Origin of the sequence: Paracoccus liaowanqingii (genome assembly GCF_004683865.2) — a bacterium.
GTDB lineage: Bacteria > Pseudomonadota > Alphaproteobacteria > Rhodobacterales > Rhodobacteraceae > Paracoccus > Paracoccus liaowanqingii.
In genome coordinates this window covers 1,867,764-1,882,444 of sequence record NZ_CP038439.1, presented here as the reverse complement: position 1 = coordinate 1,882,444, position 14,681 = coordinate 1,867,764, and the positions used below count along the sequence as shown (strand labels likewise).

At 70.9% G+C, this 14,681-nt stretch carries 14 protein-coding genes; 9 read left to right on the top strand and 5 right to left on the bottom strand.

The genetic code is table 11. The features are described 5' to 3' along the window. Positions 1-55 precede the first annotated feature (55 nt). On the top strand, positions 56-412 hold the full coding sequence (locus E4191_RS09130) for a YigZ family protein (RefSeq protein WP_135313141.1): 357 nt from the start codon (positions 56-58) through the stop codon (positions 410-412). 57 nt (positions 413-469) lie between these two features. Here E4191_RS09130 and E4191_RS09125 read toward each other — a convergent pair whose 3' ends face one another. The 4 genes from E4191_RS09125 to E4191_RS09110 are packed head-to-tail and all read right to left on the bottom strand — an operon-like array spanning position 470 to position 3,642. Next, the gene (locus E4191_RS09125) at positions 470-1,447 is read right to left on the bottom strand and encodes a zinc-binding dehydrogenase (protein WP_135313140.1); all 978 of its coding nucleotides are present in this window, start codon (positions 1,445-1,447) and stop codon (positions 470-472) included. A gap of 37 nt (positions 1,448-1,484) precedes the next feature. Next, positions 1,485-1,817 (bottom strand): DUF6525 family protein, encoded by a 333-nt coding sequence (locus tag E4191_RS09120; RefSeq protein ID WP_228461199.1) that lies wholly within the window; start codon positions 1,815-1,817, stop codon positions 1,485-1,487. Further along, positions 1,814-2,431, bottom strand: a complete 618-nt coding sequence (locus E4191_RS09115) for a DUF1826 domain-containing protein (protein ID WP_176562677.1) — start codon at positions 2,429-2,431, stop codon at positions 1,814-1,816. The genes E4191_RS09120 and E4191_RS09115 overlap by 4 nt, the downstream gene beginning before the upstream one ends. Continuing rightward, complete coding sequence (locus E4191_RS09110) at positions 2,428-3,642, bottom strand: GTP-binding protein (RefSeq protein ID WP_135313138.1); 1,215 nt, start codon at positions 3,640-3,642, stop codon at positions 2,428-2,430. The genes E4191_RS09115 and E4191_RS09110 overlap by 4 nt, the downstream gene beginning before the upstream one ends. Before the next feature lie 123 nt (positions 3,643-3,765). On the opposite strand from E4191_RS09110, the gene E4191_RS09105 reads away from it, so the two are divergent. The 4 genes from E4191_RS09105 to E4191_RS09090 all read left to right on the top strand — a co-directional run bounded on the left by E4191_RS09105 (position 3,766) and on the right by E4191_RS09090 (position 9,453). Beyond that, positions 3,766-5,631, top strand: coding sequence for an ABC-F family ATP-binding cassette domain-containing protein (locus E4191_RS09105; protein WP_135313137.1), 1,866 nt, complete (start codon positions 3,766-3,768; stop codon positions 5,629-5,631). A 114-nt stretch (positions 5,632-5,745) separates the two neighbouring features. Continuing rightward, positions 5,746-6,486, top strand: coding sequence for a MipA/OmpV family protein (locus tag E4191_RS09100; protein WP_176562676.1), 741 nt, complete (start codon positions 5,746-5,748; stop codon positions 6,484-6,486). 299 nt (positions 6,487-6,785) lie between these two features. Beyond that, positions 6,786-8,456 carry a gamma-glutamyltransferase gene (ggt, locus tag E4191_RS09095; RefSeq protein WP_135313135.1) on the top strand — a complete coding sequence of 557 codons (1,671 nt, stop codon included), beginning with the start codon at positions 6,786-6,788 and terminating at the stop codon, positions 8,454-8,456. A 37-nt stretch (positions 8,457-8,493) separates the two neighbouring features. Further along, positions 8,494-9,453, top strand: a complete 960-nt coding sequence (locus E4191_RS09090) for a 2-hydroxyacid dehydrogenase (RefSeq protein ID WP_228461197.1) — start codon at positions 8,494-8,496, stop codon at positions 9,451-9,453. A 10-nt stretch (positions 9,454-9,463) separates the two neighbouring features. Here the strand turns inward: E4191_RS09090 and E4191_RS09085 are convergent, their stop codons facing one another. Beyond that, positions 9,464-10,408: a bile acid:sodium symporter family protein gene (locus E4191_RS09085; RefSeq protein WP_135313134.1), complete on the bottom strand. Its 945-nt coding sequence runs from the start codon at positions 10,406-10,408 to the stop codon at positions 9,464-9,466. A 329-nt stretch (positions 10,409-10,737) separates the two neighbouring features. Here E4191_RS09085 and E4191_RS09080 point away from each other — a divergent pair, with 329 nt between their 5' ends. The 4 genes from E4191_RS09080 to cysW are packed head-to-tail and all read left to right on the top strand — an operon-like array spanning position 10,738 to position 14,511. Next, entirely contained in the window at positions 10,738-11,829 is a 1,092-nt protein-coding gene (locus E4191_RS09080; RefSeq protein WP_135313133.1) for a sulfate/molybdate ABC transporter ATP-binding protein, read from the top strand. Beyond that, entirely contained in the window at positions 11,826-12,818 is a 993-nt protein-coding gene (locus tag E4191_RS09075; RefSeq protein ID WP_135313132.1) for a sulfate ABC transporter substrate-binding protein, read from the top strand. The genes E4191_RS09080 and E4191_RS09075 overlap by 4 nt, the downstream gene beginning before the upstream one ends. Further along, positions 12,815-13,663, top strand: coding sequence for a sulfate ABC transporter permease subunit CysT (gene cysT, locus E4191_RS09070; RefSeq protein WP_135313131.1), 849 nt, complete (start codon positions 12,815-12,817; stop codon positions 13,661-13,663). The genes E4191_RS09075 and cysT overlap by 4 nt, the downstream gene beginning before the upstream one ends. Further along, positions 13,660-14,511, top strand: coding sequence for a sulfate ABC transporter permease subunit CysW (cysW, locus tag E4191_RS09065; RefSeq protein ID WP_176562675.1), 852 nt, complete (start codon positions 13,660-13,662; stop codon positions 14,509-14,511). Before cysT ends, cysW begins: the two co-directional genes overlap by 4 nt. Positions 14,512-14,681: the final 170 nt, after the last annotated feature.

Below are 14,681 nucleotides of genomic sequence, written 5' to 3'. Positions count from 1 at the left end.
CCGTCGCCTGCGGCGCCTCCCCCCGGGATAGTTGCGGACCGCTGCAGGAGGGCGCGTGCAGGTCTTTGACAGGATCATTTCGGACCGGGGATCGCGCTATGCGGTCTCGGGCGGGGCGGTGGCCAGCCGGGCCGAGGTCGCGGCGCTGCTGGCCGAGCTGCGCGGGGTCAAGCGCTTTGCCAAGGCCACCCATCACAGTTGGGCGGTGGTTCTGGACGGCGCGGCGGTCAAGGATGACGACGGCGAGAGCGGGGCGGGGCAGCTGATCGCGCAGATGCTGGAGCGCGCCGGGCTGGAGGGGCATGTGGTCGTGGTCACCCGCTGGTATGGGGGCAAGCATCTGGGCGGCGACCGCTTCCGGCATGTGGCCGAGGCGGTGCGGCATTACCTGCGCGAGACCGGGCTGGGGTGAGGGGGGGTGACCTCCGCACGCCGGGGCACGCGGGGGTCGGTCGCTTGGGAAGAGGGGTCAGGGGCGGAACATGATCTTGCCCTCGCGCCCCGGGGTCAGGGCGGCGGTGACGGCCTCGGCGGGCTGGTCCAGGCCGAAGGTGCCGCCCGAGGGCAGCTTCAGCGCGCCGTCCATCACCAGACCGATCAGTTCGCCGAACATGCGCTGGCGATCCTCGGCCGGGGTCTGCGGCATCACGCGGGCGCCCCAGAAGCCCTTGACCGTCAAGTGCTTGAAGATGATCGGACCGGCGGGCAGCTGCAGGTCGTCGCCGGTCATCGAGCCGAAAGTGACCAGAAGGCCCTCGGTGCCCAGAAGGTCGACGAGGCCGGCCGCGATCGGGCCGCCGACGGAATCGACCGCCGCGCGGGCGCCGTCCTCGCCCAGGATGGCGTGGGCCTTGGCGATCCAGTCGGGATCGTTGGTCGAGACGATGTCGGTCATGCCGAGCGCGGCCAGCTCCTCGGCCGCCTCGGGGCGGCGCACGAGGTTCAGCAGGCGGATGCCGCGCGACTGCGCGAGGACCGCCATGATCTTGCCCACCGCGCCGTTCGCGGCGGTCTGGATGACCCAGTCCCCACGTTCGACATGCAGGAATTCCAGCAGGGTGATGGCGCTGAAGGGCATGGCGATCAGCTGGGCCGCAGCCTCGTCGGGCATCTCGTCGGGGACCGGGATCGCGCCCTCGGCTGCCGCGATGGCATATTCGGCCCAGGAGCCCTTCAGCCCGGCGACGGCCACGCGGCGGCCCTGCAGGGCCGGATCGACGCCGGGGCCGGTGGCCTCGACGATGCCCACGGCCTCGCTGCCGGCGATGGCGGGCAAAGGCGGCTTGGTGCCGTAGCTGCCGCGGATGGTCCAGAGGTCGTGGTTGTGGATCGGCGACAGGATCACGCGGATCAGCAGTTCGCCCTCCTGGGGGACGGGGCGGTCGGTCGGGGTGGTCTGCAGGACCTCGGCGGGATCGCCGAAGCGGTCATGGGTGACGGCATGCATGGGGGGGGCCTTTCGAAAGAACGCGTTGGCCCTGAACCTAGGCAGCCCGGGGGGCTTCTGCCAGAGGCGGGCGGGGTGGCGCGTCGTGCAGCGGTGCCGTCGCCTCGCGCCGCAGCGCCTTGGCCTCGGCCCGGTCCAGCGCGGCGAGGGCCTGCGCCTCGGAGGCGCCCTTGGCGCGCAGCCGCTGCCAGAGGCGCAGGCAGGAGGCGGGTGACCAAGGCAGGGCCGCGCCCGCCAGCCAGCGGCGCAGGGGCGCGGGCAGGGCGTCATAGGCCGCCATCGGGTCGCGGCTGCGGCGGCGCTGGCGCTGCGATGTGCGGCCCAGATTGCCGCAGCGCGCCGGGCGCGAGGGGCAGGCGGCGCCTATCATGCGGCGACCTCGTCCACCGGATCGACGACGACCAGCAGGCGCGTGAGGCCCGGCTGCGCGGGCGGCGAGCGGTGCAGGATCCCCGGGGGCTGGTTGCCCCAGTTGCGGCCCCGGAACAGCGCGGCGGCCCCGGTGGGCATCTGCTGGGGGTGGTCGACCCGGGCCTCGCCCGTGGCCGGGCCGAACTGCGTGCCGGCGCCGCGCAGGGTGCAGAGCAGCCGGGCGCGGACGGCATCGAGATGCCATTTCGGGCAGGACTGGCCGGCGCCGGCCTCGACGCGCAGGGTGACCAGCAGCGCGCCCAGATGGCGGGCGGCCTGGTCGGTCAACGTGGCGATCTGGTCGATCAGCGCGTCGCGATGCGGGCCGGGGGGCAGGCCGCGGTCGTCGCAGGCCGCGGCCAGGGCGGCGGATGCATCCCGCAGGCGCAGCACGCGGCGCAACTGCGGCAGGCGGCATCCGGGCAGCGCGTCCAGCCAGGCCTGGAAGGCCGGGTCGGGCCTGCGGTGCCACAGCGCCACCGCCACGCCGGGCATGGCCAGCGTCGCCAGGACGCGCGGATCGGGGGCGCTGTTGACCGCCGTGGCGGGGCGCGGGTCCGACCGCGTGCTCATGCGGCGGCCTCGGCGCGGCGCCAGGCGGGGAAGGGATCGGGCAGGCCGGCCCAGCCCTGCGGCGCCTCGCCCCATTCCTCGCCCAGAAGGCAGGCGTCCAGCCGGGCGCGCAGGCGGTCCTCGTCCATGCCGGCGCCGATGAAGACCAGCTCCTGGCGCCGGTCGCCATAGGGCTCGGCGCAGTGGCCGTCCAGATGGGCGCGGCCCTGCGGATGGGTGGGCCAGCGGTCGCGGGGCACCGCCGCCCACCACTGGCCCAGGGGCCGGACCGAGGAGAGGGCGCCCGCCAGCGAGAACTCGGCCACCCAATCGGGGCGCGTCGCGATCCAGAAATGGCCCTTGGCGCGGATCACGCCGGGCAGGGGGCCGTTCAGCAGTTCGAAGATCTTGCGCGGCTCGAAGGGCGCACGGGCGCGGTAGACGAAGGAGGCGATGCCGTATTCCTCGGTCTCGGGGGTGTGGTCGGCGAAACCGTAAAGCTCCTTGGCCCACATCGGATGGGTATGGGCGCGGTCAAAGTCGAACAGGCCGGTGTTCAGGATGTCGCGGGGCGCGACGCGGCCGTGGTCGGTCTGGATGATGCGGGCATCGGCATTCAGCGCGCGGATGATCTTGCGCGCGGCATCCACGCGGGCGGGCCCGGCATCGGCGCATTTGTTCAGCACGATCACGTCGGCGAACTCGATCTGGTCGGTCAGCAGGTCGACCAGCGTGCGGTCGTCCTGATCGCCCATGACCTCGCCCCGGTCGGCCAGGAAGTCGTGGCTGGAGAAATCGGCCGTCAGGTTCACCGCGTCGACGACCGTCACCATCGTGTCCAGCCGCGCCACGTCGGACAGGCTGACGCCGTCCGCATCTGCGAATTCGAAGGTGGTGGCGACGGGCAGCGGCTCGCTGATGCCGGTCGATTCGATCATCAGGTAATCGAAGCGCCCGGCTTCGGCCAGGCTGCGGACCTCGACCAGCAGATCCTCGCGGAGCGTGCAGCAGATGCAGCCGTTCGACAGCTCGACCAGGGTCTCGGGGGTGCGGGCCATGCCCCCCTCGGCGCGGATCAGGTCGGCGTCGATGTTCACCTCCGACATGTCGTTGACGATGACGGCGACGCGCAGGCCGTCGCGGCTGTTCAGGACCGTGTTCAGCAGCGTCGTCTTGCCCGCGCCCAGAAAGCCGGACAGGACGGTGACGGGAAGGCGGGTGTCTTGGGTCATGGCGTTCCTCGGCAAATCGATGTCCGAGGAAGTTACAGTATAACATAACGTATGGCAAGCCGCGGGAGGGGGCTGCGGAGAGGGGCATTGACGGCCCCGCCGTGATGGGCCATGCCGCGCCCCATGTTGCGCATCGATGAAATCAATTACTCCATCCAGGGTCGCCCGCTGTTCGTGGGCGCCTCTGCCTCTGTTCCCGAAGGCCACAAGGTCGGTCTGGTCGGCCCCAACGGCGCGGGCAAGACCACGCTGTTCAAGCTGATCCGGGGCGAATTGGGCCTGGATGGCGGCGCCATCAGCCTGCCCAACCGCGCCCGCATCGGCGGCGTGGCGCAGGAATCGGCGGCGACCGACCGGTCCGTGCTGGACACGGTGCTGGACGCCGATACCGAGCGCAACGCGCTGATGACCGAGGCCGACACCGCCACCGACCCCCATCGCATCGCCGAGATCCAGACCCGGCTGACCGATATCGACGCCTGGTCGGCCGAGGCGCGGGCTGCGACGATCCTGGACGGCCTGGGCTTCGACACCAATGACCAGCAGCGGCCCACCAGCGATTTCTCGGGCGGCTGGCGGATGCGCGTGGCACTGGCGGGGGTGCTGTTCGCGCAGCCCGACCTGCTGCTGCTGGACGAGCCGACCAACTATCTGGATCTGGAAGGCGCGCTGTGGCTGGAGACCTATCTGGCCCGCTATCCGCACACGGTCATCATCATCAGCCACGATCGGGGCCTGCTGAACCGGGCGGTCGGCCATATCCTGCATGTCGAAGACAAGAAGCTGACGCTGTATACCGGCGGCTATGACAGCTTCACCCGCATCCGCGCCGAAAAGCGCGCGTTGCAGGCCGCCGAGGCCAAGAAGCAGACCGAGCGCCGCGCGCATCTGCAAAGCTTCGTGGACCGTTTCGGCGCCAAGGCCAGCAAGGCCCGCCAGGCGCAGGCCCGCGTCAAGGCGCTGGCCAAGATGGAGCCGATCACCGCGCCAGAAGAGGCCAAGTTCTTCCGCTTCAGCTTTCCCCAGCCTGAGGAACTGTCGCCGCCCATCGTCGCGATGGAGGCCGTCTCGGTCGGTTATGGCGACCGCGCGGTGCTGTCGCGCCTTGGGCTGCGGATAGACCAGGATGACCGGATCGCGCTTCTGGGCCGCAACGGGCAGGGCAAGTCGACGCTGTCGAAGCTGCTGGCCAACCGGCTGGCGCCGATGACGGGCAAGGTGACCTCCTCGAACAAGCTGCGGGTCGGCTATTTCGCCCAGCATCAGGTGGACGAATTGTCGCTGGACGACACGCCGCTGGATCACATCCGCGCCGTGCGCCCCAACGAGATGCAGGCCCGCCAGCGCGCCCGCCTGGCCGGCTTCGGCCTGATGGAGGCGCAGGTCGAGACCAAGGTCCGCGCGCTGTCGGGCGGCCAGAAGGCGCGGCTGTCGCTGCTGCTGGCGACCATCGATGCGCCGCATCTGCTGATCCTGGACGAGCCGACCAACCACCTGGACATCGAGAGCCGCGAGGCCCTGTCCGAGGCGCTGAACGACTATACCGGCGCCGTGGTGCTGGTCAGTCACGACATGCACCTGCTGGGGCTGGTGGCCGACCGGCTGTGGCTGGTCAAGGACGGCGCGGTCGCCCCCTACGAGGGCGATCTGGACGATTACCGCCGCTTCCTTCTGTCGGGCGACGTGCCCGCCGAGAAATCGGGCGAGAGATCGCCCGAAGCGCCCAAGCCCGCCGCCCCCAAGCGCCCCAACCGCGACGCGGTGCTGGCCATGCGGTCGGACGTGCGCAAGGCCGAGGAGCGGGTCCAGAAGCTGACCGAGATGATGGGCAAGCTGGACAAGAAGCTGGCCGATCCGGGTCTGTACAACGATCCCTACGAGGCCGAGAAATGGGGCAAGAAGCGCGCCGAGGCCGTGCGCGCGCTGGCCTTCGCGGAAGAGTTGTGGATGGGCGCACTGGAAAAGCTTGACGCGGCCGAGAAAGCCTGACCCCAATGGCTGTGGCGGAAATGCCCGGACCGTTTCGGATGCTGCAGGGCAGCGGTTGTGCGCCGCCGATCGGCGCCTTAGATGGCCGTCACGCCCTTTGACCGGAACAGTCCCATGAAATACGCCCTGGCCTTCGCCATCCTCTTCGCCGCCCCGGTTTCCGCGCAGGATTTCGGCCTGACGGGTGACCGGGTCTTCTCGTTCGACCTGGGCCTGGGCGCCAAGATCGGTTCGGCCTATCCCGGCGCCGAAGAGGCCGAGGTCGCGCCCTGGTTCATCTTCCGAGATGCGGGCTTCGGCCCGGTGGGCACCGCGCCCGCGCAGGGCTTCTCGCTGGCCCCCTCGATCAACATCGTAGGCTCGCGCGACAGCAGCGACGAGGCCGCGCTGACCGGGCTGGACGACATCGACCGCGCCTATGAGCTGGGCCTGCGCGCCAGCTATGCCACCGGCCCCGTCACCGCCTATGGCAGCCTGCGCCGCGGCTTCGACGGCCACGAGGGCCTGACCGGCGAGGTCGGGGCGAAGTACCGCACCGAGCTGTCGGACCGCGTGACCCTGTGGTCGGGCGCCGAGGTCGGCTATGGCAACGACGCGTTCAACGACACCTATTTCGGCGTGACCCCTGCGGAAGGCGCGATCAGCGGTCTGCCCGTCACCGCCCCCGGCGGCGGCGTGAACGAGGCCGCGATCACCTTCGAGGCGCGCTATGCCCTGAACGACACCACCGCCCTGTCGGGCGAGGTGCGCTATGGCAAGCTGATCGGCGACGCTGCCGATTCGCCGGTCGTGCAGGACGAATACCAGCCCTCGCTGCGCCTCGGCATCACGCGCCGCTTCTCCTTCGGGTTCTGAGGCGGGCGGGGCCGCCTTCCTTCCATGTTCGGACACTGACGGCCTGCACCCCGGTGCGGGCCGTGATTTTTTGCGCGCCCCGCGGTGGGCAGTCAGGGCGCATCTGGTCGACGCGGGCTTGGTCGCCTGACCGGATCGCGGGGGCTTCGGGCCCGAGACCATCCGCTGCGTGCGCCTGACCTGATGAACCTTCGGGCACCGCCGGACCTGCCGCGCGCGGCAGGCCCGGCCCCGGTTGTGGGCGCGGGCGCGGGTCTCTAGGCTCGGTCGGGCCGGGCCTCCCGGACAGGACAGGCTTCATGACCCATTCCGACGTGCCTCTGCCCTTCACCTGCGACAAGCGCCCGGCCTTGGGCGATGCCGGGATGGTGGTGACCAATGCGCCGCTTGGCTCGCTGGCAGGGTCGGCGATGCTGGCCGCGGGAGGCAATGCGATCGACGCCGCCGTGGCCGCGCTGCTGACGCTGACCGTGGTCGAGCCGATGATGGTCGGCATCGCCGGGGGCGGGATCAGCCACCTGCGGCTGGCCGACGGGCGCCATGTGGTGATCGACGCGCTGTCGGTGGCGGGGCAGGGCGCGCGGGCGGACATGTTCACGCCCCTTCCGGACCGGCCGCCTGACGACATGGACACGCAGGACCGGCGCAACCTGGTCGGGCCCTCGGCCGTGGCGGTGCCGGGCAACCTGCGCGGCTGGTACATGATGCATCAGCGCCATGGCCGCCTGCCTTGGGCCGATGTGGTCGAGCCCGCGATCCAGGCCGCCGCGCGGGGCTTTGCCGTCAGCCCCTATCTGAACGGCGCGCTGGCCGAGCATGCGGACGACCTGTCGGCCGATCCGGGGATCGCCGCGCTGATGCTGCCCGGCGGTGCCCCGGCCCCGGTCGGCAGCCGGATGGTGATGGGCGCCTATGCCGACAGCCTGCGGCTGGTGCAGGCCGAGGGCGACGCGGCGCTGCATGGCGGGGCCTTGGGCCGCGCGCTGGTCGAGCGGCTGGCCACCGGCGGGCCGGATGCGGGCCATGTCACCCTGGCCGATCTGGAGGGCTATCGCGCCATCGAGCGCGAAGCGATCACCGGCAGCTATCGCGGCCATGCCATCGCGGGCCCGCCGCCCCCGGCCTCGTCCGGGGTCCATATCGTGCAGATGCTGAACATGCTGGAGGCGCATGACGTGGCCGCCCTGGGCTTCGGCACCCCCGCCGCGCTGCATCTGCTGGCCGAGGTGATCCGCGTGGGGTTCGAGGACCGCCGCGCCGCCTCGGGCGATCCGGCCTTCGTCGACGTGCCGGTGACGCGCTACATCTCCAAGGCCTATGCCGCCGACTGCCAGGGACGGCTGCGGGCGCGGGGCGGGGCTGTGGGGGCGCCGCCCGAGCCCCCCGAAAGCCGCGACACCACCCATGTGACCGTGGCCGACCGCGATGGCAACATCGTCACCGCCACCCATACGCTGAACGGACTGTTCGGGGCGCGCATCATGGTGCCGGGGACCGGGATCATCCCCAACAACTACATGGTGAACTATGACCCCCGCCCGGGGTTGGCGCTGTCCATCGCGCCGGGCAAGCGGGTGCCGACCTCGATGGCGCCGATGATCGTGCTGCGGGACGGGCGGCCGGTCTTCGCGCTTGGCCTGCCGGGGGGCGTGCGGATCTTTCCCTCGGCCCTGCAGGCGATCGTCAACCTGATCGATCACGGCATGAGCCTTCAGCAGGCGGTCGAGGCCCCGCGCCTGTGGACCCAGGGCGGGCATGTGGAACTGGAGCCCGCCTATGCGCCGATGCGGGACGCCCTGCGCGCGATGGGCCACGAGGTGCAGCTGCCTCGGACCATCGGCGGCGGCATGACCGCCATCGGCTTTGCCCCCGACAGGATGATGACCGGCGCCGCCTGCTGGCGCGCGGACGGCACGGTCCTGGCCCATGGCGGCGGGCTGGCCCGCCCCGGCATCCGCTTCAAGATCTGACCCCCCCGAAAAAAAACCGACCCCCACGGAGATGTCCATGACCCGCATTGCCCTGCTCGATCCCTCGGACCCGGCGCGCCTGGACCGGATGCGGTCGCTGCTGCCCGAGGGCTGGCAGCTGACCGCCGCGCCCTCGCGCAGCGCCGACGACCAGATGCAGGCGCTGCAGGGCGCCGCCTTCGCGATCACCGGCGATGCGCCGGTGACGGCGGCGATGATGGCCGTGCCGGGGCTGCGGGCGGTGCACAAATGGGGCGTGGGCTATGACGCCATCGACCTGGGGGCGGCGCGCGACCGCGGCGTGCGGGTGATGCGCACAACCGGGTCGAACGCCGTGGTGGTGGCCGAGACGACGCTTGGCCTGATCCTGGCGGTGAACCGCAACCTGGTGCGCGGCCATGTCGGCATCCTGCGCGGCGACTGGCCCAAGGGCGCCTTGGGGCCGACCTCGATGCAGCTCAGCGGGCGGACGGTGGGCATCGTCGGCATGGGCCATATCGGCATGGCGCTGGCGGGGATGCTGCGCGGCTTCGGCTGCCGGATCCTGTATACCAAGCGCCAGCCGCTGCCGCCCGAGGAGGAGGCCCGGATCGGGGCAGGCTTTGCCCCGCTGCACGACCTGCTGGCAGCCTCGGACGTGGTGACGCTGAACTGCGAGCTGAACGACAGCACCCGCAACCTGATCGACGCCGAGCGGCTGGCGCTGATGAAGCCCGACGCGATCCTGGTCAATGCCGCGCGCGGCGGGGTGATGGTCGAGGCCGATCTGGCGGACGCGATCCGCGCGGGTCGCCTGCGCGGGGCGGGGGTCGATGTCTTCTCGGTCGAGCCGATCGCCCCCGACAATCCGCTGCTGGGCCTGGACCAGGTGATCCTGACCCCGCATCTGGCCGCGATCTCGGCCGACGGCTTCGCGCCCACGGTGCAGCGGATGATGGACAACCTGCAGGCCGTGGCCGAGGGGCGCGCGCCCCGCGACATCGACATTCTGGTCTGAAGCGCGGCGGTCAGCGGCGCGGCGGCGCCTCCGGGCCCATCCGGGCCAGGATGCTGGCCACGATCGCGCCCGAGATATTGTGCCAGACGCTGAAGATCGCCGCCGGGACCGCCGCGAGGGGCGAGAAATAGGTCGTCGCAAGGGCTGCGGCCAGGCCCGAGTTCTGCATGCCGACCTCGATCGCGATGGCCTTGCGGCCCGCCAGCTCCAGCCCCGCCGCCCGCGCCGCCAGATAGCCGATCAGATAGCCCAGAAGGTTGTGCAGCACGACGACCGCGAAGATCATCAGCCCCGACTGCACGATGGCGCCCTTCGAGGCGCCGACCACGGCGGCCACGATCAGCACGATCCCGGTCACGCTGACCAAAGGCAGCGCCGGAATGGCCGCGCGCACGATCCCCGGCACCAGCCGCTGCGCCAGCAGGCCCAGGGCCAGCGGCAGCAGCACGACCTTGACGATGGACTGGAACATCGCCCAGGCATCCACGGGCAGGTATTCCCGCGCGAACATCAGGACCAGAAAGGGCGTCACCACCGGCGCCATCAGCGTGGTGACGCTGGTGCAGGCCACCGACAGGGCCGTGTCGCCCTTGGCCAGATAGGTCATCACGTTGGACGAGGTGCCCCCGGGGCAGCAGCCGACCAGGATGACGCCGGCGGCGACCTCGGGCGGCATCGGGATGATCCGGGTCAGCGCCACCGCCAGCAGCGGCATGATGATGAATTGCGAGGCCACGCCCACGCCCACGTCCAGCGGACGGCGCAGCACCTCGCCGAAGTCGCGAGCCGAGATGGTCAGCCCCATCCCGAACATGATGATCCCCAGCAGGGTGACGATCCAGGGCGTCAGCTGGCGGAAGGTCTCGGGCAGCAGGAAGCCCAGCACCGCGAAGAGCAGGACCCAGAGGGCAAATGTCTTGCCGACAAAGCCGGACAGTCGTGCCAGGGCGTTCATGAAACCTCTCCTTCGCGCAAGAATGCTGCGCCGTGTGCCGAGGCGCTGCGTTTAGGTGCGGGCGCGGCCAAGATCAAGCGGTTCCGGCCGTCCCGCCGGTCGTCGGGTAACGGCGACCGGCTGCGGGCAAAGAAGAACGCCCGCCGCCCGCGGGCCGGGTTTGGCGGAACGATCTCCGTCCGGCGAGGCCGCCTGTGCGGCGGATCGTTTCGCGGCCCAGTACTGCGGCGAAACAACCGCCCCGGGGCGGGGAAGTGGCCTGCGTCCCGAACCCCTTGCCGCAGCCAAGGCGGCATCCTAGCTGGCAGGTTCAGCCAGAGGGGTGCGCCATGTCCATCACGATCGCCGGGATGACCAAGCGGTTCGACCGCACCGAGGTGCTGCGCGGCATCGATCTGGACGTGGCCGACGGCGAGCTGGTGGCCCTGCTGGGGCCTTCGGGGTCCGGCAAGACGACCCTTCTGAAGATCATCGCCGGGCTGGAATGGCCCGATGCCGGGCAGCTGTCGGTGGCCGGGCAGGACTGGCTGCAGCTGGCCGCCCGCGACCGGCGCATCGGCTTCGTCTTTCAGCATTACGCGCTGTTTCCGCATATGAGCGTGCGCGACAACATCGCCTTCGGCCTGACCGTGCGCCCCCGCGCCGACCGTCCTGCCAAGGCGAAGATCGCCGCGCGGGCCGACGAGCTGATGACCTTCCTGCAGATCGACCATCTGGCCGACCGCTACCCTGCGCAACTGTCGGGCGGGCAGCGCCAGCGGGTGGCGCTTGGCCGGGCGCTGGCGATCAAGCCGCGCGTGCTGCTGCTGGACGAGCCCTTCGGGGCGCTGGACGCCGCGATCCGCCGCGACCTGCGCCGCTGGCTGCGCGGCGTGCACGAGGCGACCGGATCGACCACCATCTTCGTGACCCATGACCAGGAGGAGGCCTTCGAGCTGGCCGACCGCGTCGTCGTCATGGGGCAGGGGCGGATCGAGCAGATCGGCCATGCCGACCAGATCCACGACCACCCCGCCACGCCCTTCGTGGCCCGTTTCATGGGTGCCACGGTCGAGCTGCCGGTGACGCTGGCCTCGGGCCGCGCCGCCGCCCCGGGGCTGGACCTGACCGCCCTGCCGCGCCGGGCGCTGCCCGATGGCGCGGCAAGGTTGTTCGCCCGGCCCGCCGACATCCGCGCGATGCCCGACCCTGCGGGGGTCTGGCATGTGACCAGCCTCGCCAGCACCGGGGCCGAGCTGCGCCTGACCGCCACCCGCACCGACGGCGCCGAGGCCGAGGCGCAGATGCCCCGGCGCGGCGCTCCCGCCCTGACCAAGGGCGCCCCCGTCGCCCTGCGCGTCGAGGCGGCGGCGATCTTTCCCGACGCCCGCCGCGACACCGCCACCCCCGTCCTGCCCCTGTCCAAGGAGATCGCCCGATGAAACTGCCCGTTCTCGCCACCGCGCTGGCCCTGATCCTGACCGGTCCCGCCCATGCGCAGGACCGCCTGCTGAATGTCAGCTACGACATCGCCCGCGAACTGTTCGAGGCGCTGAACCCCGCCTTCGCCGCGCAATGGGAGGCCGAGACCGGCCGCTCGCTGACCATCGACATGTCGCATGGCGGATCCTCGCGCCAGGCCCGCGCGATCCTGGAGGGGCTGCCCGCCGATTTGGTGACCTTCAACCAGGAGACCGACATCGACGTGCTGGCCGAGAGCGGCCTGCTGCCCGAGGACTGGCGCGACGCCTTCCCCAACGGCGCCTCGCCCTATTACTCGCTGCCCGCCTTCCTGGTGCGCGAGGGCAACCCCAAGGGGATCGAGGACTGGGACGATCTGGCGCGCGAGGATGTGGCGCCCGTCTTTCCGAACCCCAAGACTAGCGGCAATGCGCGCTACACCTATCTGGCCGCCTATGCCTATGCGCTGGCGCAGAATGACGGCGACCAGGCGGCGGCGCAGGACTTCGTGCGCAGCGTCTTTGCCAATGTGCCGGTCTTCGACACCGGCGGGCGGGCCTCGACCCAGACCTTCGCGGAACGCGGCATCGGCGACGTGCTGGTGACCTTCGAGGCCGAGACCGGCCAGATCGCCGCGCAATACGAGGCCGAGGGGTTCGAGCGCGTGACCCCGTCGATGAGCCTGTTTGCCGCCTTCCCGGTCGCCGTGGTGGCCGAGAATGCCGAGGACAACGGCACGACCGAGCTGGCCACCGCCTATCTGGACTGGCTGTATACCCCCGAGGCGCAGCGCCTGCTGGCCGAGCGCGACTATCGCGTGACCGACGAGACCGTCGCGGCCGAGTTCGCCGATGCGCAGGCCCCGGTCGAGCTGGTCACCGTGGACGAGGTCTTCGGGGGCTGGGATGCCGTCTCGGCCGAGCATCTGGCCTCGGGCGGGATCCTGGATCAGGTCTTCGTCAACCGATGAGCACCGCCGCCGCCCCCTTCCGCGCCAAGCGCGTCCTGCCCGGGTTCACGCTGAGCCTGGGCACGACGCTGCTCTATCTGGTGCTGATCGTGCTGATCCCCATCTCGGCCCTGATCCTGAAGGGGGCCGAGATCGGCCCCGCCGCCTTCTGGGCGATCGTCAGTTCCGAACGCGCGGTGGCGGCCTTCCGCATCACCCTGACGGCGGCGGCCATCGCCACCGCCTTCAACGCGGTCTATGGGCTCTTGATGGCCTGGGTGCTGGTGCGCCACGACTTTCCCGGCAAGCGGCTGCTGGACGCGCTGATGGACGTGCCCTTCGCGCTGCCCACCGCCGTGGCGGGGCTGTCGCTGACGGCACTCTTCTCGGCCAATGGCTGGTTCGGACAGGTCCTGCACCCGGCGGGCATCCCGGTCGTCTACACGATCTGGGGCATCGCGCTGGCGATGGCCTTCACCTCGATCCCCTTCGTGGTGCGCACGGTCCAGCCGGTGCTGGAGGATCTGGACCCCTCGCTGGAACAGGCGGCCGAGACGCTTGGCGCGACGCCGTGGCAGGTCTTTGCCCGCGTGGTCTTTCCCGCGATCCTGCCCGCCTGGCTGGCTGGCTGCACCACCGCCTTCGCCCGGTCCCTGGGCGAGTTCGGGGCCATCGTCTTCATCGCCGGCAACCTGCCCGGGCAGACCGAGATCGCGGCCCTTCTGGCCTATATCCGGCTGGAGGAATACGACTACAACGGCGCCGCCGCCATCGCGCTGGTCCTGCTGGGCTTTGCGCTGGTGCTGCTGGTCCTGTCGAACATCCTGCAATCCTGGGCCGCCCGCCACCGCGAGGCCACACGATGAGCGCGCCCGACATGATCGCCCCCGGATCGGCCGCCACCGGCCACGGCCGCCCGGCCCGCACCATGGGCGCCCGCGCCCTGATCGCGCTGGCCGTCATTTTGACGCTGCTGATCGTGGTGGCGCCGCTGGCCTATATCTTCGCCCGCGCCTTTTCTGAAGGCTGGCGGGTCTATGCGTCGAACATCCTCGATCCCGCGACGCTGCACGCGATCTGGCTGACCAGCCTGGTCGCGGTGATCGTGGTGCCCCTGAACATCGCCTTCGGCATCGCGGCGGCCTGGGCCGTGGCCAAGCACCGCTTTCCCGGGCGCGGCATCCTGGTCACGATGATCGAGATCCCCTTCTCGATCTCTCCGATCATCGCGGGGATCTGCTATCTGCTGCTCTACGGGCGGCAGGGGCTGCTGGGACCGTGGCTGGGCGATCTGGACCTGCAGGTGATGTTCGCGCTGCCCGGCATCGTGCTGGTGACGATGTTCGTGACCGCGCCCTTCGTCGCCCGCGAGGTGCTGCCCCTGATGCAGGCGCAGGGCACCGCGCAGGAGGAGGCCGCCGTGACCCTTGGCGCCTCGGGCTGGCAGGTGTTCCGGCGCGTCACGCTGCCCAACATCCGGTGGGCGCTGCTCTATGGCGCCGTGCTGTGCACGGCCCGCGCGGTGGGCGAGTTCGGCGGCGTGTCGGTGGTGTCGGGCAACATCCGTGGCCAGACGAACACGCTGCCCCTGCATGTCGAGCTGCTGTTCAACGACCTGAACGCGGTGGGGGCCTTCGCCGCCGCCTCGACCCTGACGCTGCTGGCGCTGGTGGCGCTGGCGCTGAAGGCGGTGCTGGAGGCGCGGCGCGGCTGACCCGCGCCCCCGCCGCGCGGCCACCCGGCCCTTGCCGCGCGCGCTCAAGTCCTTGGGCGTGCAGCCCTGTCGCCCGCCTGCAACGTCGCGTCGCATCCCGCTCTGCCCGGTATCCCCGGCGGGAACCAATCCCATCCCCGGAACCTTGTCACGGGACTGACGCGAAAGCG

Excerpts from the sequence above, each read along its gene's own strand:
- E4191_RS09125 (WP_135313140.1), bottom strand. The coding sequence starts at position 1,447 with ATGCATGCCGTCACCCATGACCGCTTCGGCGATCCCGCCGAGGTCCTG.
- E4191_RS09120 (WP_228461199.1), bottom strand. The coding sequence starts at position 1,817 with ATGATAGGCGCCGCCTGCCCCTCGCGCCCGGCGCGCTGCGGCAATCTG.
- E4191_RS09115 (WP_176562677.1), bottom strand. The coding sequence starts at position 2,431 with ATGAGCACGCGGTCGGACCCGCGCCCCGCCACGGCGGTCAACAGCGCC.
- E4191_RS09110 (WP_135313138.1), bottom strand. The coding sequence starts at position 3,642 with ATGACCCAAGACACCCGCCTTCCCGTCACCGTCCTGTCCGGCTTTCTG.
- E4191_RS09105 (WP_135313137.1), top strand. The coding sequence starts at position 3,766 with ATGTTGCGCATCGATGAAATCAATTACTCCATCCAGGGTCGCCCGCTG.
- E4191_RS09100 (WP_176562676.1), top strand. The coding sequence starts at position 5,746 with ATGAAATACGCCCTGGCCTTCGCCATCCTCTTCGCCGCCCCGGTTTCC.
- ggt (WP_135313135.1), top strand. The coding sequence starts at position 6,786 with ATGACCCATTCCGACGTGCCTCTGCCCTTCACCTGCGACAAGCGCCCG.
- E4191_RS09090 (WP_228461197.1), top strand. The coding sequence starts at position 8,494 with ATGACCCGCATTGCCCTGCTCGATCCCTCGGACCCGGCGCGCCTGGAC.
- E4191_RS09085 (WP_135313134.1), bottom strand. The coding sequence starts at position 10,408 with ATGAACGCCCTGGCACGACTGTCCGGCTTTGTCGGCAAGACATTTGCC.
- E4191_RS09080 (WP_135313133.1), top strand. The coding sequence starts at position 10,738 with ATGTCCATCACGATCGCCGGGATGACCAAGCGGTTCGACCGCACCGAG.
- E4191_RS09075 (WP_135313132.1), top strand. The coding sequence starts at position 11,826 with ATGAAACTGCCCGTTCTCGCCACCGCGCTGGCCCTGATCCTGACCGGT.
- cysT (WP_135313131.1), top strand. The coding sequence starts at position 12,815 with ATGAGCACCGCCGCCGCCCCCTTCCGCGCCAAGCGCGTCCTGCCCGGG.
- cysW (WP_176562675.1), top strand. The coding sequence starts at position 13,660 with ATGAGCGCGCCCGACATGATCGCCCCCGGATCGGCCGCCACCGGCCAC.